Origin of the sequence: Pseudonocardia sp. UM4_GMWB1 (assembly GCF_017312155.1) — a bacterium.
Lineage (GTDB): Bacteria > Actinomycetota > Actinomycetes > Mycobacteriales > Pseudonocardiaceae > Pseudonocardia > Pseudonocardia alni.
This window is the reverse complement of record NZ_QJPN01000001.1, coordinates 1,182,846-1,200,939: the sequence shown is the minus strand read 5'-3', so window position 1 is coordinate 1,200,939 and position 18,094 is coordinate 1,182,846. Positions and strand designations below refer to the sequence as shown.

Genomic DNA, 18,094 nt, shown 5'->3' with positions numbered 1-18,094 from the left:
GACGGCCTCAGCTCCACTCGAGCCCGCCGCGACGCCATTCGTAGGCGTACGCGAAGGCGATCGTGGCGATGTAGAGCGTGATGGCCACGAACCCGAAGACGCCGACCGCATCGGCGACGACGGCGTACGGGTACATGAACACCAGCTCGATGTCGAACAGGATGAACAGCATCGCCGTGAGGTAGTAGGCGACCGGCACGCGACCGCCGCCGACGACCGGCTGCGGCGAGGGCTCGATGCCGCACTCGTAGGAGTCCAGCTTGGCCCGGTTGAACCGGCGCGGACCGATCAACGGCGCGGAGGCGACCGAGAACACCGCGAAACCCGCCGCCAACACGAACAGCAGGACGAGCGGGAGATAGGGATCGAGCATTCCTACACCTTCGTTGTCGCGGCGCCACCGTCGTTGGTGGTGATCGACGAGCCGGTCGCGGCGACCCTATGTCCGGTCTCCTGTGACCAAGAACCCAGGCGAGCCTTACCTGTGACGGGGTGCGGGTCACATGTGATCCGCATCCGTGCAGGTCGGCGCGCTCCGGGTCGCGTGTCTCCCACCACCCTTGTGAAAAAGTTCACGAACTGCGCGAGCAGTGTAGGACGACGCCGCCGTGATCGCGTGGGCGGATCGGGCGACGACGCGGGAGTCCTTGCGGCGCAACGCGCTTCGACGCAGGGTCAGGGGGTGGTGACGGCTGGTGCCGGGGTGCGCATCGCGGCGTCGACCCCTCGCGCAGCCGACCCCGCAGTCGACCTCCCACGCAGTCGGGCACCGACCACCGGGCGCAGGGTGACCGACCGCCACAGCGCCGACCGCTGCACCGCTGATCGCCGTGTGGCATGAGGGGCGCGACCCCGGACCCTCCCTTCTCCGAATCCGCTTACCCGGTAAGCGAATTCCGAGAAGGGACCACGTCGTCGTGTGGTGATGCCGGGCCCGGCGCAGGAAGACCGCACACGTGCAGCGCGTGCGGCTCCGCCACGGCGTCGGCCCCTGTGGCACAGGCCGCCTCCGCAGGGCCCGTCCACGAGGACCCGTGGCGGGACGGGGCGGCGGGGGCTCAGGCCGGCTTGTACGCCCGGTGCAGCGCGACGGCGCCGAAGGTCAGGTTCCGCCAGGCGGGGCGCTCCCAGCCGGCGTCGGCGATCTTCCCGGCGAGTGCGGGCTGGTCGGGCCAGTCCCGGATCGACTCGGCCAGGTACAGGTAGGCCTCGGGGTTGGAGGAGACCGTCCGGGCGATCGCCGGGAGGGCGTGGCCGAGCACCGCGTTCTGGTAGAGCACGCGGAAGGGGGCCCAAGTCGGCGTCGAGAACTCGCAGACCACCAGGCGGCCGCCGGGGCGGGTCACGCGGGCCATCTCACGCAGGCCGGCGACGGTGTCGTTCACGTTGCGCAGGCCGAAGGAGATGGTGACGGCGTCGAAGCTGCCGTCGGCGAAGGGCAGGTGCAGCGCGTCGGCGGCGGCCTTCGGGACGTCGCGGCGGGCGCCCGCACGCAGCATGCCGAGGGAGAAGTCCGCAGCGACGCACCAGGCGCCGTCCTTCGCCAGCTCGACGGTCGAGACCGCGGTCCCCGCGGCGAGGTCGAGGACCTTCTCGCCCGGGCGCAGGCCGAGGGCCCGGCGGGTCTGGATCCGCCAGTAGCGGTCCTGCCCGCCCGACAGCGCGGTGTTGGTCAGGTCGTAGCGCCGGGCGACGCCGTCGAACATGCGGGCGACGTCGGTCGGGTTCTTGTCGAGCTCGGCGCGGGACACGGGCACAGCCTACCGACCCGGCGGCCGGCTCACCGCTGTCCGAACTGCTCGCGCAGCACCTCACGCAGGCCGCTCAGGTAGTCGGCGCGGACCCGGGCGGCGACGCCCGCCCACTCGGCCGACGGCGTGCTGACGCCGTTGCCGTCGCCGGTGAAGGCGCCCATGCCGTGCAGGGCGATCCAGCGGTGGTCGTAGTCGTACGGCGCCGCCCGGTCCCAGGCGACGGCGCGGACCGCGGCCCGGCGGACCCGGGCCGGGTCGGCGAAGGCCCACCGGTTCACCGGCTCGCCGAACCGGTCGCGCAGCACGGCCAGCGCCTGGGCGGCGGTGGTGTCGGTGCAGCGGCAGGCGTCGTAGCGGGCCCGCAGCTGGCCCGCGTAGAACCAGCGGGCGGCGTCGGGCATCGCGCCGTCGGCGACGAGGTTCTCCGACAGCGCGAACAGCACCGGCGGCATCTGCCGGTGCGGGGCGTCGAGGACCTCGGCACGGGCGGCGGCACGGGCCGCGGGCGCGGGGTCGAGCAGCCGGGACATCAGGCGGACGGTGGCGGAGGTGTCGACCGTGGCGAGCTCACCACGGGGCGCGACGACGACGGTGCGGCTCATGGGACCACCGTCGCCGCCGGGCCGCGGTCACGGATCCGCACGACTACGCAGGCACCCTCCCCGGCCGCGTCGGCCCGGCCGGGCACCGGCCCGACCAGGCGGGGGTCCGGTCGGGCGGAGGTCCGGTCGGGCGGAGGTCCGGCAGGGCGGGGGTCCGGCAGGGCGGGGGTCCGGCAGGGCGGCGGCGGGCCGGTCAGGCCGCGAGGCGCTCCGGGGCCGCGGCGCGGAGCACGTCGCCGTAGTGAGCGAGCAGCTCGTCGCCGACCGCGGTCCAGGTGCGGCGCAGCACCGACTGGCGGGCGGCCAGGCCGAACTCCCGGTTGCGCTGCGGCTCGCACAGTGCGGCGACCGCCCCGACCAGCTCGCGGTCGGCGGCGTCGGTGGCCGGGTCGCCGGGCTCCCCGCCGTCGGGGCGGGGTGCCACGAGGTAACCGGTGCGGTCGGGCAGCACGAGGTCGCGCGGGCCGCCCGCGTCGGGCGCGACCACCGGGACGCCCGAGGCGAGTGCCTCCTGCACGGCCTGGCAGAACGTCTCGGCCTGGCCGGTGTGGACGAACACGTCGAGGCTGGCGTAGATCTGCGCGAGCTCGTCGCCGCCGCGGTGCCCGAGGAACGCCGCCGAGGGCAGCCGCTCGCGCAGCCCGTCGGCGCTGGGGCCGTCGCCGACGACGACCAGCCGTGTCCCGGGCAGCTCCCCCAGCACGGCGAGCCGCTCGACCTGCTTCTCCGGGGCGAGGCGGCCGACGAAGCCGACGAGCCGCTCGCCGTTCGGGGCGAGCCGGCCGCGCAGTGCGTCGCTGCGCCTGGACGGGGTGAACCGGCGGGTGTCGACGCCGCGCGCCCACTGGTGCACCCGCGGGACGCCGCGCTCGCGCAGGGCCCCGGTCGCCCAGCTCGACGGCGCGAGGGTCCGGTCGGCCAGGCCGTGCAGCCGGCAGGTCCAGCGCCACGCGGCCCGCGCGGTCAGCCCGAGCCCGTACGCGGAGGCGAACCCGGCGACGTCGGTCTGGTAGATCGCGACCGTCGGCACGCCGAGGCGCCGCGCCGCCGCCAGCCCCCGCGCCCCGACGACGAACGGCGCCGCCAGGTGCACCACGTCCGGCCGGAACCGGCGCAGCGCGGTCAGGATCCGCCTGCTGGGCACCCCGACCGGCATCGAGTTCACCACCGGCAGCTCGACGGCCGGGATCCGCACGACCGGGATCCCCTCGTGGGAGTCCGGCTCCCCGGTGCCCGGCGCGATCACCACGACGTCGTGACCCCCTGCCCGCAGGTGCTCGCACACCCGCAGCACCGAGTTGGTGACGCCGTTGACCACCGGCAGGAAGCATTCCGAGACGATTGCGACGCGCACGGCCGGAACGGTGACGGGGGCGGGACAGCGGGCCGGGTCCCTGGCGTGATCAACCACCCAACCCTGGGCGAACATCGGGTGGGCGGATCACGAGTTGGCACGTCCGGCACAAGGTGGACACCCGCACGTCGTCGCCGGGACATCACCCGCCCGGACACTCGGGTCGCATGACGGCCGTGCCCCACACCCCGCCACACACGGCGCCACCCCCGGTGCCGTCCCCCCGGCCGGTGGACCCGGCGCTGCTCTCCCGCGCGCTCGAGACCGCGGGCCGGCTGGCCAACGACGCCGCCGAGGTGATCACCGCGACGCTGGGTCGCGAGCACACCGGATCGCTCGACGCGTCGGCCAAGGCCAACCCGTTCGACTGGGTCACCGACACCGACCGCACCCTGGAGCGGCACACCCGCCGGGTACTGGCCGCGGAGTTCCCCGGCTGCCCGGTCGTCGGCGAGGAGTTCGGCGCCGACGCCGGTGCCGACACCGCACCGCTGCGCTGGGTCGTCGACCCGGTCGACGGGACCGCGAACTACGTCGCGGGCCTGCCGTGGTGCGCCTACAGCCTGGCCCTGGTCGACGGCGACGGCCCGGCCGTGGGTGTCGTCGCCGACCCGGGCCGTGGGCAGATCTACGCCGCCGCCCGCGGGCGCGGCTTCCGGGCCAACGGCGTGCCGGTGCCGTCGCGGCGCACCGCCCGGGTTGCCGGGTCGCTGATCTGCGCCGAGGACCCCGACCCCGGGTTCGTCGAACGCGCCCGCGCCGCGCACGTCGGCGTGCGGGTGCTCGGCTCGGCCGCGCTGGCGATCACCCAGGTCGCGCTGGGCAACGCCGTCGCCGCGGTGCTGACCCGTTACCACGAGTGGGACGTCGCCGGGGCGCTCTGCCTGGCCACCGAGGCCGGCGCGCTGGTGCTGGGCCGCGACGGCCGGTCGACGCCGCTGCCCGAGGGCGGGCTGCTCGTCGCCGCACCGCAGGTCGCCGCCGAGGTCGGGGCGCTCTGGCGGGGCTGAGCCCGGTGCGGGGCGGCGCGGTCCGGTGCGGTCCGGCCCGGGCGCCGTCAGACGGTGCCGGTGCGGGCCCGGCGGCGGCGCAGCCACACGTACAGCGGCCCGAGGAGCACCCAGCCGCCCGCGATCAGCCCGGCGACCGGGAGGATCCCGTCGACGGCGGTGCGGCCCGCGACGCGCACGTGCGTCGGGTCGGCGGTGTCGTACTCGACGTAGATGTTCTCGCCCGGGGTGAGCCCGACCGGGTAGGAGATGCCCGCGGCCGGGGTCTGCAGCCGGCCCTCGTCGTCGACGAACCTGACCAGGGTGCGCCAGTAGTCCGAGCCGTCGAGGACGGTCGCGGCGGTGGTGCCGCGGTTGCCGTCGATCGCCGCGTCCTCCAGGAACGCACCGCCCAGGGCCACCAGCGCGACCAGCGTCCACGCCAGTGCGACGGCCAGGACGATCTCGGGCAGGTGGTACCGCGTCCGGCCGATGAGACGGGCCGCGACGGCCGAGGTCTCGGTCAGCACATCGCCGGTGGGACGGCCGCTCGGACTGGTCACGGGACCCGATTCTAGGAGCGCTCCGGCACCCGGGTGTGTCCGGTGCCTCCCACCCTGGCGCCCGCCCCGGCCGAGGAAGTTGCCTACTCTCGAAGGGTGACCGTCGCACCGGCCAGCACCGCGTTGCGCGTCCGGACACGCCCGCTGCGGCTCGACGGGCGGCTGCTGGACGTGCTGCCCGCCGACGCCGGGGCGCTGTCCTGGGTGCGCGACGGCGAGGGCGTGGTCGGCTGGGGCGAGGTCGCGCGGTTCACCGCGTCGGGACCCGAGCGCTTCGCCGAGGCCGACCGCTGGTGGCGCCGCGTGGTCGACCGGCTCGACGCCGGCGCCGGCTACGACGACGTCCGCCTCCCCGGTACCGGCGCCCTCGCGTTCGCCTCGTTCACCTTCGCCGACGGCTGCCCGGGCTCGGTGCTCGTCGTGCCGCAGGTGATCGTCGGGCGGCGCGGGCACCGCGCCTGGATCACCGAGATCACCCCCGCCGACGCCCCGGAGACCCCGGGCAGGCTGCCGGTCCCGTCGCCGGTGCGCCCGAGCGGACGGCTGCGCTACGCCGACGGCCAGGTGTCCGCGCACCGGTACCGGGCCGCCGTCGCAGCGGCGGTCGGGCGGATGCGCGACGGGGAGCTGGAGAAGGTGGTGCTCGCGCACGACCTGCTCGCCGTCGCCGACCGCCCGCTGGACCCCCGGTTCCTGCTCCGCGGGCTCGCCCGGCGCTACCCGACGTGCTGGAGCTACGCCGTCGACGGCCTGGTCGGCGCCACCCCCGAGCTGCTGTTGCGGCTGCGTGGGCGGACCGTGGAGTCGCGGGTGCTGGCGGGCACGATGTGGCCCGGCTCCGGACCGGACGGCGACACCGCGGGCGCGCTGATCGGCTCGTCGAAGGACCGCCGCGAGCACGCCTACGCCGTGGACTCCCTCGCTGCGTCGCTGCGCCCGCTGGTGGCCGAGCTGCACGTGCCGGACGCGCCGTCGGTGCTGACCCTGCCGAACGTGTCGCACCTGTCCAGCGACGTGCACGCCCGCCTCGACCCGGCCCGGCCCGCGTCGCTGCTGACGCTGATCGGGGCGGTGCACCCGACGGCCGCCGTGGGCGGCACCCCGACCCCGGACGCGACGGCGCTGATCTCCGAGATCGAGGGTCTCGACCGCGGCCGCTACGCGGGCCCGGTCGGCTGGGTCGACGCCGAGGGCGCGGGCGAGATGGGCATCGCGCTGCGCTGCGCCGAGCTGCAGGGACGCACGGCGCGGCTGTTCGCCGGATGCGGGATCGTCGCCGACTCCGAGCCCGACGGCGAGGTGCGCGAGGCCGCCGCCAAGATGCGCGCGGTCCGCGAGTCCCTGGAGGGCTGAGCCCGGCACGGTCCGGACGGACGCCGTGTCCGCCGGGGCGTCCGCACCACCTGCCGCGGCGCGGACGCGGGCGGGACCGGCTCAGTCCAGCGCCGCGACGACCACCCGGCGGAGCTCGGCGTGCGCGTCGCGCAGCCCGGCACGGTGAGCCGCGACCCGGACCAGCCGACGTCCCGAGCCGGGGCGGGCCGCGAGTTCGCCCGCGTCGCCGCCCCAGTCGGTCGCCCGCCAGCCCGCCGCCCGGGCCAGGGCCACGAGGTCGACGCCGGTCGGCGTGCCGAAGATGCGCTCGAAGGCGTGGGCGTGCGACGGACCGCCCTGTTCGAGCAGGTGGAAGATGCCGCCGCCGTCGTCGTCGAGGACGGTGACGGTCAGGTCCGGGGACGGCTCCCCCGGGCCGACGACCAGTCCGGTGGTGTCGTGCAGCAGCGTGAGGTCGCCGAGCAGCAGCGCCGTCGGGCCCGGGTGGGCGAGCGCGGCGCCGAGGGCGGTCGACACCGTCCCGTCGATGCCCGCGACCCCGCGGTTCGACCGCACGGTGAGCCCGGAGCGGGGCACGGCGGCCAGCGCGACGTCGCGTACCGGGTTCGACGAGCCGAGGACGAGCTGGCCGCCGTCGGGCTGGGCGGCGACGAGGTCGCGGGCCAGCCGCAGGCCGGGTGCGCCGGCGGCGGTGCCGTCGTCGAGCGCGGTGTCGAGGGACGTGGCCGCGGCCCGGTCCGCGTCGCGCCAGGACCGCACCCAGTCCTCGGGCGGGGACAGCGCGGGCAGCGCACCGACGGCCCGGACCGTGCCGGCGACGTCGGTCCACGGGGCGCCGTCCGGACCGGGGTCGGCGAACACCGCCACCGACGGGTCGGCGAGCAGCGCGGCGACGCCCCGGTGCAGGGTGGGCCTGCCGAGCACGACGACCTGGGTGGGGCGCAGCTCCGGCCGGTCGAGCAGCCACGGCCCGGTGCGCAGCGCGTGCGCCCACCAGCACGACGACGGCTCCGCGACCAGTGGGGCCCCGCCGAGCAGGCCGGGGTCCGCGGCGGGCCCGCCCGCCCCGGCGACGACGAGCGTGCGCGCCCCCGGGTCGAGCTCCAGCGGGGGCAGCGCGCGGACCGGGCGGGACACCGCGGTCCACGGCGCACCGCCGGGCCGTCCGGCGGGGAGGTCCGCGCCCGGGAGACCGGCGTCGTGGTGCCCGGTGTCCGGCCCGGCCGGGTCGTCGTCGGGCACGAGCGGGTCGGTGTAGGGCAGGTCCAGGTGCACCGGACCGGGCGCGCCCGCGCCGGCACCGGCGGCCGCGGCGAACATCCGCGCGACGACCGCCCGCCAGCGCCGCGCCTCCGGCTCGGTGGTGCCCACGGGCACCGGCAGCGCGCCCGCCCAGCGCACGGCGCCGCCGTACAGACCGGCCTGGTCGACGGTCTGGCTGGCGCCGGTGCCGACCAGCTCCGGCGGCCGGTCCGCGGTCAGGACCAGCAGCGGGACCCCCGAGTGCGACGCCTCCAGCACCGCGGGGTGCAGGTTCGCCGCGGCCGTCCCGGACGTGACGACGACCGGGACCGGGCGCCCCGACGCCAGCGACAGGCCGAGCGCGAGGAAGCCCGCGGCACGTTCGTCGATGCGCACGTGCAGCCGGACCGTGCCCCGCTCGTCGGCCCGGGCCAGCGCGAACGCGGGTGGCGCGTTGCGGGAGCCGGGGCACAGGACCGCGTCGGTGACACCGGCCCGCGCCAGCTCGTCGACGAGTACGCGCGCCTGCGCGGTCGAGCCGTTCACCCCATCACCCCTCACGACGACGGTACCGGCGTACTGCCCGCGATCCCCGCCCGGGCGAAGTCCTCCGGCAGGGGCAGCAGGTCCGCCATGTGGCCCAGTCTGCCGCGCAGTCGCGACCGGGTGTGGCCGGGGCACGTCACGGTCGGGGTACCGATGTGGCCGGAACCGGTGAAAACGGCGCACCACGGCCCTACCGTGACGCCACCGCAGATGTCCGTCGACGGGGAGGGACCGTGTCCGACACGCACGCCGGCGCCACCGCGCCGGGATCACCGACGCCACCGGCGTCCGACCAGCCGCGCACGCCGATCGCGAAGGTCGTCGCGGGGAGCATGCTGGGCACGACCGTCGAGTGGTACGACTACTTCCTCTACGGCGTCGCCGCCGCCCTGGTGTTCCCGGCGGTGTTCTTCCCCGAGTCCGACGGCGCGACCGGGACCCTGCTCTCGCTCGGCACGTTCGCGGTCGGGTTCATCGCGCGCCCGGTGGGCGGCCTGGTCTTCGGCCACTACGGCGACAAGATCGGCCGCAAGAAGCTGCTGGTCCTGTCGCTGATGATGATGGGCGCCTCGACGTTCGCGATCGGCCTGCTGCCGGCCTACGCCACGATCGGGATCGCCGCGCCGCTGCTGCTCGTCGTGCTGCGGCTGGTCCAGGGCTTCGCGCTGGGCGGTGAGTGGGGCGGCGCGGTCCTCATCGTGTCCGAGCACGGGAAGCCCGAGCACCGTGGGTTCTGGGCGAGCTGGCCGCAGGCCGGTGCCCCGGCCGGGCAGCTGCTGGCCAACGGCCTGCTCGCGATCATGGCGCTGGTGCAGTCCGAGGAGGCGTTCCTGGCCTGGGGCTGGCGGATCCCGTTCCTGCTGTCCGCGGTGCTGGTCCTGATCGGCCTCTACGTCCGCCTCGCCGTCGAGGAGTCGCCGGTCTTCCGGGAGGCGCAGGCCAGGGCCGCCGCGCGGGCCGCGGCCGGCGAGAAGGACACCATGCCGATCCTGGACGTCCTGCGGCTCTACCCACGCGAGGTCCTCACCGCGATGGGCGCCCGGTTCGCGGAGAACGTCTCGTACTACATCTTCACGATCGTCATCTCGACGTACGTGAAGGAGCAGTTCGGGCTGCCGTCGTCGTTCGTGCTGGGCGCGGTGCTGATCGGTGCCGCGGTGCACCTGGTGACCACCCCGATGTGGGGTGCGGTCTCCGACCGGGTCGGCCGCAAGCCGGTCTACCTGTTCGGCGCCGCCGGCGTCGGCATCTGGGCGTTCGTGTTCTTCCTCCTGGTGGACACGCAGAGCTTCGCCCTCACCGCCGTCGCGGTGACGGTCGGGCTGGTGCTGCACGGCGCGATGTACGGCCCGCAGGCGGCGTTCCTGTCCGAGCTGTTCGGTACCAGGGTGCGCTACTCGGGCATCTCGATCGGCTACCAGCTGGCGTCGGTGTTCGCGGGCGGCCTGGCCCCGCTGATCGCGGCGTCGCTGCTGGTCGCGACGGGTACCGGCTACTCGATCGCGGTGTACATCGCGGTCGCGTCGGTGGTCACGATCATCGCCGTGGCGAGCTACTCGGAGACCCGCACCCGGCGCCTCGACGACGACGGCGCGCTGACCAGGACCTGATCCGGTACGTACCACCCGAACCGCGCCGGCGGTCCGGCGGAACGCCTCCCGGGGGCGTAGAACGGGTGCGACCCGTCGATCACCCCCGGGAGGCCGGACCCGTGCCGCGCACCGACTTCACGATCAGCACCCCCGACGGCGACGCCGCCGCCACCCTGCACACCCCGGACGGCGACGGCCCGTGGCCGGGTGTGCTCCTCTACCCCGACGCCGGCGGTGTCCGGACGGCCATCCACGACATGGCCGCGCACCTGGCGTCGCTCGGCTACGCGGTGCTGCTGCCCGACGTCTACCACCGGCACGGCGACTGGTCCCCGTTCGACTTCGCCACCGTGTTCTCCGACCGGCCCGAGCGGGCCCGGCTGATGGGGATGGTGGGCTCGCTGACGCCCGAGTTCGTCGCCGTCGACGCCGAGGCGTGGGTGACCGCACTGCTGGAACGGCCCGAGGTCGGCGGCAGCACGGTCGGCACCACCGGCTACTGCATGGGCGGGGTGATGAGCCTGCGCACCGCCGCGACGCAGCCGGAGCGGGTCGCGGCCGCGGCGTCGTTCCACGGGGGCAACCTCGCCACCGACGACCCGGCCAGCGTGCACCGGCTCGCCGACCGCATCCGGGCCGAGGTGTACGTGGCCGGTGCCACCGACGACGACTCCTTCCCCGACGAGCAGAAGCAGCGCCTCGGCGACGCGCTGTCCGCGGCCGGGGTGTCGGCGACCCTGGAGACCTACCCGGCGGCGCACGGTTTCGCGGTGCCGGACGCCCCCACCCACGACGACGACGCCGAGCAGCGGCACTGGGACGCCCTGCACCGGCTCTTCGGGGCGAACCTGTAGGGGTAGCGTCTGCGCTCGAGATGAGCGCGACCCTTCACGTGACGGGCCTGGCCGCCGGCCACGGCGACCGACCCCTGTTCTCCGGGCTGGACCTCGTCGTCGCGCCCGGCGACGTCATCGGGCTGGTCGGTGCCAACGGCGCCGGCAAGTCCACCCTGCTGACGGTGCTGGCCGGCTCGCGGCCCCCGGACGACGGGTCGCTGACCCTCGCCCCGCCCGACGCGACCGTCGGGCACCTGCCGCAGGAGCCCGACCGGCGTCCCGGGGAGACGGTCGCCGGGTTCCTGGCGCGCCGGACCGGCGTCGCCGACGCGCAGGCGACGATGGACGCCGAGGCGGAGGGGCTCGCGTCGGGCACCCCGGGCGCTGACGACCGCTACGCCGCCGCGCTCGACCGCTGGCTGGCCCTCGGCGGCGCCGACCTCGACGAGCGCTCCGGCGAGGTGCTGCGCGAGGTCGGGCTGGCGGTCGGCCCGGACGCCCCGATGACCGGGCTGTCCGGCGGGCAGGCAGCCCGGGCCAACCTCGCGGCGCTGCTGCTGTCCCGCTACGACCTGCTGCTGCTCGACGAGCCCACCAACGACCTCGACCTCGACGGCCTGGAGCGGCTGGAGCGGTTCGTGGGCGGCCTCGCCCGGCAGGGCACGCCGACGGTGCTGGTCAGCCACGACCGGGAGTTCCTCGCACGCACGGTGAACCGGATCGTCGAGCTGGACCTGGTCCAGCAGCGGATCGACGTATACGACGGCGGCTACGAGTCCTACCTCGCCGAGCGCGAGGTCGCCCGCCGGCACGCCCGCGAGGACTACGAGGAGTACGCCGACAAGCTGGGTGGCCTCAAGCAGCGCGCCGTCATGCAGCGCAACTGGATGGCCCAGGGCGTGCGCAACGCCCGGCGCAAGACGAAGGACCCGGACAAGAACGTCCGCGCGCAGCGCCAGGAGTCCAGCGAGAAGCAGGCCGCGAAGGCCCGGCAGACCGAGCGGGCGATCGAGCGGCTGGAGGTCGTGGAGGAGCCCCGCAAGGAGTGGGAGCTGCGGATGGAGATCGCCTCCGCACCCCGGTCCGGGTCGGTCGTCGCGCGGGCCGACGCCGCCGCCGTGCGGCGCGGGGACTTCGCGTTCGGCCCGGCCACGGTGCAGGTGGGCTGGGCGGACCGGGTCGTCGTCACCGGCGCGAACGGGGCGGGCAAGTCGACGCTGCTCGGGCTGCTGCTCGGCCGGATCGCCCCGGACTCGGGCTCGGCGGGGCTCGGGTCGGGGGTCCTGGTCGGCGAGATCGACCAGGCCCGCGGCGCCTTCCTCGGGGACGCGACGCTGTTGCGCGCGTTCGGCGAGCAGGTGCCGGACTGGCCCGAGTCCGAGGTGCGGACGCTGCTCGCGAAGTTCTCCCTCGGCGCGGACCAGGTGCTGCGGACGGCGTCGTCGCTCTCGCCGGGCGAGCGGACCCGCGCCGCGCTGGCGCTGCTGCAGGCGCGCGGGGTGAACCTGCTGGTGCTCGACGAGCCGACCAACCACCTCGACCTGCCCGCCATCGAGCAGCTGGAGCAGGCGGTCGAGGACTTCGACGGGACCGTCCTGCTGGTGACCCACGACCGGCGGATGCTCGACACGGTGCGCGCCACCCGCCGCTGGGACGTCCGCGACGGGACCGTCACCGAGCTCTGAGACGGCCGTGGCCCCACCGGGTGTCCGGCGGGGCCACGCAGTGCGTCGGGTGGGTCAGGCCTGGACGGTGTCCGGGGCCTCGGGCTGCTCGACGATCGCGAAGCGCAGCTCCTGCTCGCCCTGCTCGGTCGCCACGGGCTGGACGTCGAGGACCTTGTCGTCCAGGAGCTCCGCCGCGGCCGGCTCGAGGAAGACGGTGATGCCCTCCCCGCGCAGCACGGTGTCCTGCGCGTCGGCCTCCTGCGCGAGGGCCAGTTCGAGGCCCTGCGCCGGGTCGGTCGCGGAGATGCGCAGGCCGCCGTCGTCGGGCAGCTCCGCGTCGGTGCTCAGGGTCTTGATCGCCTCGGCGGCGTTCTCGGTGATCGCCAACATCGTCCCCACCGTACGGACGCACGCGCGGACGTCCACCGCGCCGGCCCGTCCGCGTCCCCTGTCGGGTGATCCGTGGCGCTGTGCCCTCCGCACATGCCGCACGGTGACACCCGTCACTCCCACCGACGACGACGGCCCGGCGCCCCTCACGGAAAGGGGTGCCGGGCCGTGGCGCGCGGGATGCGGATCAGCCGAAGTCGTCGGGGTCCGGGCCGATGCGCTCGCCGGTGTGGAGCTTCTCGACGGCGGCGATGTCGTCCTCGCTCAGGGCGAAGTCGAAGATCTCGGAGTTCTCCTTGATCCGCTCCGGGTTGTTCGACTTGGGGAACACGATGTTCCCGAGCTGGATGTGCCAGCGGAGCACGACCTGCGCGGCGGACTTTCCGACCCGCTCGGCGATCTCCTTCAACTCGGGCGCGTCGAGCAGGCCCTTGCCCTGGCCGATCGGGCTCCACGCCTCCAGCGCGATGTCGTGCTGCTGGAGGTACTCGCGGAGCTCGCGCTGCACCAGGTGCGGGTGGAACTCGATCTGGTTGATCGCGGGGACCGTGGAGGTCTCCGCCGCCAGCCGGTCGAGGTGGCCGGGCTGGAAGTTCGACACGCCGATCGACAGCGCCTTGCCCGCCTTCTGCGCGTCCTCGAGGCCCTGCCAGGTCTCGACGTAGCGGTTCTCCTTCGGCCGCGGCCAGTGGATCAGGTACAGGTCCACGTGGTCGAGGCCCAGCTTGGTGAGGCTCTCGTCGAGCTTGCTCACCGCCGACTCCCGGCCGTGCCCGTCGTTGTTGAGCTTGGTGGTGATCCACAGCTCGTCGCGCGGGATGCCGGAGTCGGCGATGGCCTTGCCGACGCCCTCCTCGTTGCCGTACATCTGCGCGGTGTCGATGTGGCGGTAACCGACATCGAGGGCCGCCCTGACCTTCTCCGCGGTGTCACCGGGCTCGATCTGGAAGACGCCGAAGCCGAGCTGGGGGATCTCGCGGCCGTCGTTCAGCTTGATCGTGGGAACAGTCATGGCCCTCGGCTACCCGGGCCGTTGCGCGCTCATGCGACCCCGTGGGATCGGTCTCCGGCGGGAATACAGGCCGAGCTCAGCCCCAGACCCGTGCGACCTCGGCGGCGACGATCGCCGCCTGCGCGCGGCCGGCCCGCACCGACGCGGGGCGCCGCGCCGGGTCGAGCATGTTGCGCCCGAACGCCCGGCGCGACCGCCGGTCCGGCTCGACGACCACGACCCGGGCCAGCGCGCCGAGCGCCTCGGCCTGGACCCGCGGCGCCACGGCACCGCCGAGCCCGCCGGACAGCGGCGCCAGGACGACGACACGGCCGTAGCCGGCGGCGAGGTCGGCGTTGGCCATCGAGCGGACCCCGCCGTCGATCCACCGGGTGCCCGCGGCCGTGACCGGCGGCCAGACGCCGGGCACCGCGCAGCTGGCGGCGACCGCGGTGGCGAGCTCGACGCCGTCGTCGCGGCCGAAGACCCGGAACCCGCCGGTGTGCGCGTCGACGGCGGTGACCCGCAGGTCGCGGTCGGCGGGCCAGTCCGCGCCGTCGAGCCGCGAACGGATCACCGCGATCCGCTCGGCCTCGTCGACCGTGTCGGTGTCGAGGGCGAGGCGGCCGATCCGGGCCCGGACCCGGGTCGCGTCGCGCGGTCCGGAGAGCGCGGCGACGCCGTAGCGGACCGCGAGCCGCAGCCCGAGGGTCGCGGCGATCTCCCCGGACGGCGGGGCGAGCTGGGTCGCGGCGAGCGCCGCCGGGTCACGCCCGACGGCCAGGTTGGTGCCCACCACCGACCCCGCCGAGGTCCCGACGACGAGGTCGGCGTCGCGCAGGTCGACGCCGTCGGCGAGGAGCCCGGCCAGCAGCCCGTACATCCAGGCGATGCCGGTCAGCCCGCCGCCGCCCAGCACCAGCGCCCGTCGGTCGTCGGCCATGGGTCCTCCTCGTCGTCGCCCTGCACGATCACCACGGGCGAGGGGTCCGGTGCCGGATCCGGCACCGGCCCCCTCGCCGCCGGCGATCACCCTCGCAGGGAGCGGTAGGCGATCTGGGCCAGGTGCACCGGTTCCCGTTCCCCGGCCTGGCGGACCTGGGTGCGGCAGGAGTAGCCGTCGGCGAGCAGGTCCACGGTCTCGTCGGCGGCGCGCAGCGCGGGCAGCAGGGCCCGCTCGGCGCACGCCATCGACACGTCGTAGTGGCCGTCCTCGAACCCGAAGTTGCCGGCCAGGCCGCAGCAGCCGGAATCGAGCACGGTGGCGTCGACGCCGAGCGCGGCGAGCACCGCCCGGTCGGGCTCGGAGCCCAGCTCGGCGTGCTGGTGGCAGTGGATCTGCACCAGCGCGGCACCGTTCCCGGTCCCCGCGACGGCCGACAGCTCGTCGGCGTGCCGGGCCAGCAGCTCGGCGAAGGTCGACACCTGCCGCGCCAGCAGCGGCACCCGCGGGTCGTCGGGCAGCAGCTCCGCGGCGTCGCTGCGCAGCGCGGCGGTGCAGGACGGCTCCAGCCCGACGACCGGGATGCCGGCGTCGAGCGCCGGCCCGATCGCGCGCAGGCTGCGGGCCAGCACCCGGCGGGCCGCGGTGACCTGGCCGGTGGAGGTCCAGGTCAGCCCGCAGCACACGTTCTTCGGGGGCAGCTCGACCCGGTACCCGAGCCCGGTGAGGACCGCGACGGCGTCGGCCGCGATCTCCGGGTCGAAGTGGTCGGTGAAGGTGTCGGTCCACAGCAGCAGCGGGCCGCGGCTGCCGGGTGCGACGCCGAGGTCCGGCACCGTCGACATCGGCAGCCCGCGGGCGGCACGGGCGGTGTAGGTCTCCCGGGCGATCGGCGGGATGGCGCGACGGGCGTCGATCCCGCCCGCCTTCTTCGCGACCTTCGCCAGCAACGGCACCTGCGCGAGCCGGTTCACCCCGTCAACGGCGGCGGCCGGCAGCACCCCGACCGCGCGCAGCCAGCGCGGGAGCGCGCCCATCGAGTAGTGCGACCGCGGCCGCAGCTTCCGGTGGTAGCGGTTCGCGAGGAACTCGGTCTTGTACGAGGCCATGTCGACCCCGACCGGGCAGTCGGACTTGCAGCCCTTGCAGGACAGGCACAGGTCGAGGGACTCGGCGACCTCGTCGGACTGCCAGCCGTCGGTGATGATCTCGCCGTTCGCCATCTCGAACAGCAGCCGGGCGCGTCCGCGGGTGGAGTGCTTCTCCTCCTTGGTCACGTTCCAGCTGGGGCACATGACCCCCGATCCGGTGTCGACGGCGCACTTGCCGACGCCCAGGCAGCGGCGGGTGGCCCGGTGGAAGGAGCCGCGGTCGTGGCCGAAGGCCAGCTTCGGCTCGTCGGGCATGGTCGGCATGCCGAGCTGGACGCGCAGGTTCTCGTCCATCGTCGCCGGGCGCACGACGCGGCCGGGGTTCATCCGGTCGTCCGGGTCCCAGATCCCCTTGAAGTCCTCGAACGCGGTGATGATCTGCGGCGGGTACATCCGCGGGAGCAGCTCGGCGCGGGCCTGGCCGTCGCCGTGCTCACCGGACAGCGACCCGCCGTGCGCGACGACGAGGTCCGCGGCCGCGGTCATGAAGTCCCGGAAGTTCTGCACGCCGGGCTTGCTGAGCAGGTCGAAGTCGATCCGGACGTGCAGGCAGCCGTCGCCGAAGTGCCCGTAGTAGATGCCCTTGCGGCCGTGGTCCTCCAGGACCTTGTCGAACTCGCGCAGGTAGGCGCCGAAGCGCTCCGGCGGGACGGCGGCGTCCTCCCAGCCGGGCCAGGCCTCGCCGCCCTCGGGCGAGCGGGTCAGCAGGCCGGCGCCCTCCTCGCGGATCTTCCACAGCGCGGCCATCCGGGCCGGCTCGCCGACGACGACCGCACCGGTCGTGTACGCCCTCATGGCGTCGGCGACGGCCTGCGCGGCCGCCTCGGCCTCGGCGCGGGTGGCCCCGCCGGTCTCGACGTAGAGCCAGCCCTTGCCCTCGGGGAGCATCCGGCTCGTCGTCTCGTTCGGGCGCAGGGCGCGCAGCGAGGCGATCAGCCCGGCGTCCATGCCCTCGATCGTCAACGGCGAGTGCTCGCGGACGATCATCACGTTGTCCGCGGCGTGGTAGGCGTCGGGGAAGCCGAGCACGGCCAGCGCCCGTGCGGGCGGGGACTCGACGAGGTCGACGGTCGCGGACAGGATCGTCGCGCAGGTGCCCTCGGTGCCGACCAGCGCCTTGGCCAGGTTCACGTTGCCCGGGACGAGCTGGTCGAGGTTGTAGCCCGACACCCGCCGGGTCAGCTCGGGAACGTGCTTCTCGACGTCGTCGGCGACCCGCGCGCCCAGCGCACGCAGCGCGTCCGGGATCGCGCCGGTCTCGGTGCCGTCGCCGCCGAGCACGAGCCGCTCGCCGCGGTAGGTGAGGACCTCCAGCGATGCGACGTTGTCGACGGTCTTGCCCCAGGCCACCGAGTGCGAGCCGCAGGCGTTGTTGCCGATCATCCCGCCGATCGAGCAGCGGTTGTGCGTCGACGGGTCCGGGCCGAACGTCAGGCCGTGCGGCTTGCCGGCGTCGCGCACGGCGTCGCAGACGGCGCCGGGCTGCACGGTCGCGGTCCGGGCGTCGGGGTCCACGGACAGGATCGCGTCCATGTGCGTGCGGAAGTCCATCGCGACCGCGGTGTTGACGGCCTGGCCCGCGATGGAGGTGCGCGACCCGACCGGCAGCACCGGCACGTCGTGGGTGCGGCACACGGCGACGGCGGCCTCGACGTCGGCGGCGTCGCGCGGGGAGATCACGCCGATCGGGACGCCCCGGTAGTTCGAGGCGTCCGCCGACCACATCGCGCGGCTGCCCGCGTCGAACCGGACCTCACCGCCGATGGCGGCACGCAGGTCGTTCTCCAGGGCGCGGTACGCGGTGGTCGAACGCGATCCGCCTTCGCTCCTCGCGGTGGTGGGACGCGCGGCGCTGTCGGTGGTCACGGGGCTCCTCTCGGCGCAGACTCCGGCACCTGCGACGGCCCGGGGCTGGGAGATGACGCTACCCCGCGGTCCCCGGGCCCCTCCCGTCGACGGGAACGCGGTTGCGGTGATCCGGATCGCCGTCGGGATCGGGTGGGACCGCGCCGTCGCGTGGGGGTACGCGGTGTGCGTGCTGTCCGCGGTGTGGGACGCCGGCGGCGACACCGGGTGGCCCGGCCCGGGCCCCGCACCGGCCGCGGCCCGACGGCTGGCGCCGCTCGTCGCGGAGTGAGT

The 18,094-nt window shown here is 75.2% G+C and carries 16 protein-coding genes; 6 read left to right on the top strand and 10 right to left on the bottom strand.

Features of this window, described 5'->3' with window-relative positions:
• Positions 1–7: 7 nt before the first annotated feature.
• The 4 genes from DMP15_RS05860 to DMP15_RS05845 form a co-directional block, all read right to left on the bottom strand.
• Positions 8–373, bottom strand: a complete 366-nt coding sequence (locus tag DMP15_RS05860; RefSeq protein ID WP_062397987.1) for an NADH-quinone oxidoreductase subunit A — start codon at positions 371–373, stop codon at positions 8–10.
• Positions 374–1,058: 685 nt separating this feature from the next.
• Positions 1,059–1,751 carry a demethylmenaquinone methyltransferase gene (locus DMP15_RS05855; RefSeq protein ID WP_062403809.1) on the bottom strand — a complete coding sequence of 231 codons (693 nt, stop codon included), beginning with the start codon at positions 1,749–1,751 and terminating at the stop codon, positions 1,059–1,061.
• Between the two features lie 29 nt (positions 1,752–1,780).
• On the bottom strand, positions 1,781–2,356 hold the full coding sequence (locus tag DMP15_RS05850) for a hypothetical protein (protein ID WP_073576542.1): 576 nt from the start codon (positions 2,354–2,356) through the stop codon (positions 1,781–1,783).
• Between the two features lie 193 nt (positions 2,357–2,549).
• Complete coding sequence (locus DMP15_RS05845) at positions 2,550–3,710, bottom strand: glycosyltransferase family 4 protein (protein WP_073576543.1); 1,161 nt, start codon at positions 3,708–3,710, stop codon at positions 2,550–2,552.
• Between the two features lie 167 nt (positions 3,711–3,877).
• Here DMP15_RS05845 and DMP15_RS05840 point away from each other — a divergent pair, with 167 nt between their 5' ends.
• Positions 3,878–4,720, top strand: a complete 843-nt coding sequence (locus DMP15_RS05840; protein WP_073576544.1) for an inositol monophosphatase family protein — start codon at positions 3,878–3,880, stop codon at positions 4,718–4,720.
• Between the two features lie 47 nt (positions 4,721–4,767).
• Here the strand turns inward: DMP15_RS05840 and DMP15_RS05835 are convergent, their stop codons facing one another.
• Entirely contained in the window at positions 4,768–5,262 is a 495-nt protein-coding gene (locus DMP15_RS05835; protein ID WP_139282884.1) for a DUF3592 domain-containing protein, read from the bottom strand.
• A gap of 96 nt (positions 5,263–5,358) precedes the next feature.
• Here DMP15_RS05835 and DMP15_RS05830 point away from each other — a divergent pair, with 96 nt between their 5' ends.
• The gene (locus tag DMP15_RS05830) at positions 5,359–6,615 is read left to right on the top strand and encodes an isochorismate synthase (protein WP_073576545.1); all 1,257 of its coding nucleotides are present in this window, start codon (positions 5,359–5,361) and stop codon (positions 6,613–6,615) included.
• Between the two features lie 81 nt (positions 6,616–6,696).
• On the opposite strand, the gene menD is transcribed toward DMP15_RS05830, so the two are convergent.
• On the bottom strand, positions 6,697–8,385 hold the full coding sequence (gene menD / locus DMP15_RS05825) for a 2-succinyl-5-enolpyruvyl-6-hydroxy-3-cyclohexene-1-carboxylic-acid synthase (protein WP_073576546.1): 1,689 nt from the start codon (positions 8,383–8,385) through the stop codon (positions 6,697–6,699).
• A gap of 332 nt (positions 8,386–8,717) precedes the next feature.
• Here menD and DMP15_RS05820 point away from each other — a divergent pair, with 332 nt between their 5' ends.
• From DMP15_RS05820 to DMP15_RS05810, 3 genes are all read left to right on the top strand, one after another.
• The gene (locus DMP15_RS05820) at positions 8,718–9,995 is read left to right on the top strand and encodes an MFS transporter (RefSeq protein WP_167379090.1); all 1,278 of its coding nucleotides are present in this window, start codon (positions 8,718–8,720) and stop codon (positions 9,993–9,995) included.
• A 101-nt stretch (positions 9,996–10,096) separates the two neighbouring features.
• Complete coding sequence (locus DMP15_RS05815) at positions 10,097–10,831, top strand: dienelactone hydrolase family protein (protein ID WP_073576548.1); 735 nt, start codon at positions 10,097–10,099, stop codon at positions 10,829–10,831.
• Between the two features lie 20 nt (positions 10,832–10,851).
• On the top strand, positions 10,852–12,498 hold the full coding sequence (locus DMP15_RS05810; RefSeq protein WP_062398000.1) for an ABC-F family ATP-binding cassette domain-containing protein: 1,647 nt from the start codon (positions 10,852–10,854) through the stop codon (positions 12,496–12,498).
• Positions 12,499–12,552: 54 nt separating this feature from the next.
• On the opposite strand, the gene DMP15_RS05805 is transcribed toward DMP15_RS05810, so the two are convergent.
• The 4 genes from DMP15_RS05805 to DMP15_RS05790 form a co-directional block, all read right to left on the bottom strand.
• On the bottom strand, positions 12,553–12,870 hold the full coding sequence (locus tag DMP15_RS05805) for an adhesin (protein ID WP_073576881.1): 318 nt from the start codon (positions 12,868–12,870) through the stop codon (positions 12,553–12,555).
• A gap of 187 nt (positions 12,871–13,057) precedes the next feature.
• Complete coding sequence (locus tag DMP15_RS05800) at positions 13,058–13,882, bottom strand: aldo/keto reductase (RefSeq protein WP_073576549.1); 825 nt, start codon at positions 13,880–13,882, stop codon at positions 13,058–13,060.
• A 76-nt stretch (positions 13,883–13,958) separates the two neighbouring features.
• On the bottom strand, positions 13,959–14,804 hold the full coding sequence (locus tag DMP15_RS05795) for a patatin-like phospholipase family protein (protein WP_073576550.1): 846 nt from the start codon (positions 14,802–14,804) through the stop codon (positions 13,959–13,961).
• A gap of 86 nt (positions 14,805–14,890) precedes the next feature.
• Positions 14,891–17,743, bottom strand: a complete 2,853-nt coding sequence (locus DMP15_RS05790; protein ID WP_073576882.1) for an FAD-binding and (Fe-S)-binding domain-containing protein — start codon at positions 17,741–17,743, stop codon at positions 14,891–14,893.
• Positions 17,744–17,927: 184 nt separating this feature from the next.
• On the opposite strand from DMP15_RS05790, the gene DMP15_RS05785 reads away from it, so the two are divergent.
• Complete coding sequence (locus tag DMP15_RS05785; protein WP_157818351.1) at positions 17,928–18,092, top strand: hypothetical protein; 165 nt, start codon at positions 17,928–17,930, stop codon at positions 18,090–18,092.
• Positions 18,093–18,094 lie beyond the last annotated feature (2 nt).

Coding starts and splice junctions, on each gene's coding strand:
- DMP15_RS05850 (WP_073576542.1), bottom strand. CDS start 2,356: ATGAGCCGCACCGTCGTCGTCGCGCCCCGTGGTGAGCTCGCCACGGTC.
- DMP15_RS05795 (WP_073576550.1), bottom strand. CDS start 14,804: ATGGCCGACGACCGACGGGCGCTGGTGCTGGGCGGCGGCGGGCTGACC.
- DMP15_RS05810 (WP_062398000.1), top strand. CDS start 10,852: ATGAGCGCGACCCTTCACGTGACGGGCCTGGCCGCCGGCCACGGCGAC.
- DMP15_RS05840 (WP_073576544.1), top strand. CDS start 3,878: ATGACGGCCGTGCCCCACACCCCGCCACACACGGCGCCACCCCCGGTG.
- DMP15_RS05800 (WP_073576549.1), bottom strand. CDS start 13,882: ATGACTGTTCCCACGATCAAGCTGAACGACGGCCGCGAGATCCCCCAG.
- DMP15_RS05860 (WP_062397987.1), bottom strand. CDS start 373: ATGCTCGATCCCTATCTCCCGCTCGTCCTGCTGTTCGTGTTGGCGGCG.
- DMP15_RS05805 (WP_073576881.1), bottom strand. CDS start 12,870: ATGTTGGCGATCACCGAGAACGCCGCCGAGGCGATCAAGACCCTGAGC.
- DMP15_RS05820 (WP_167379090.1), top strand. CDS start 8,718: ATGCTGGGCACGACCGTCGAGTGGTACGACTACTTCCTCTACGGCGTC.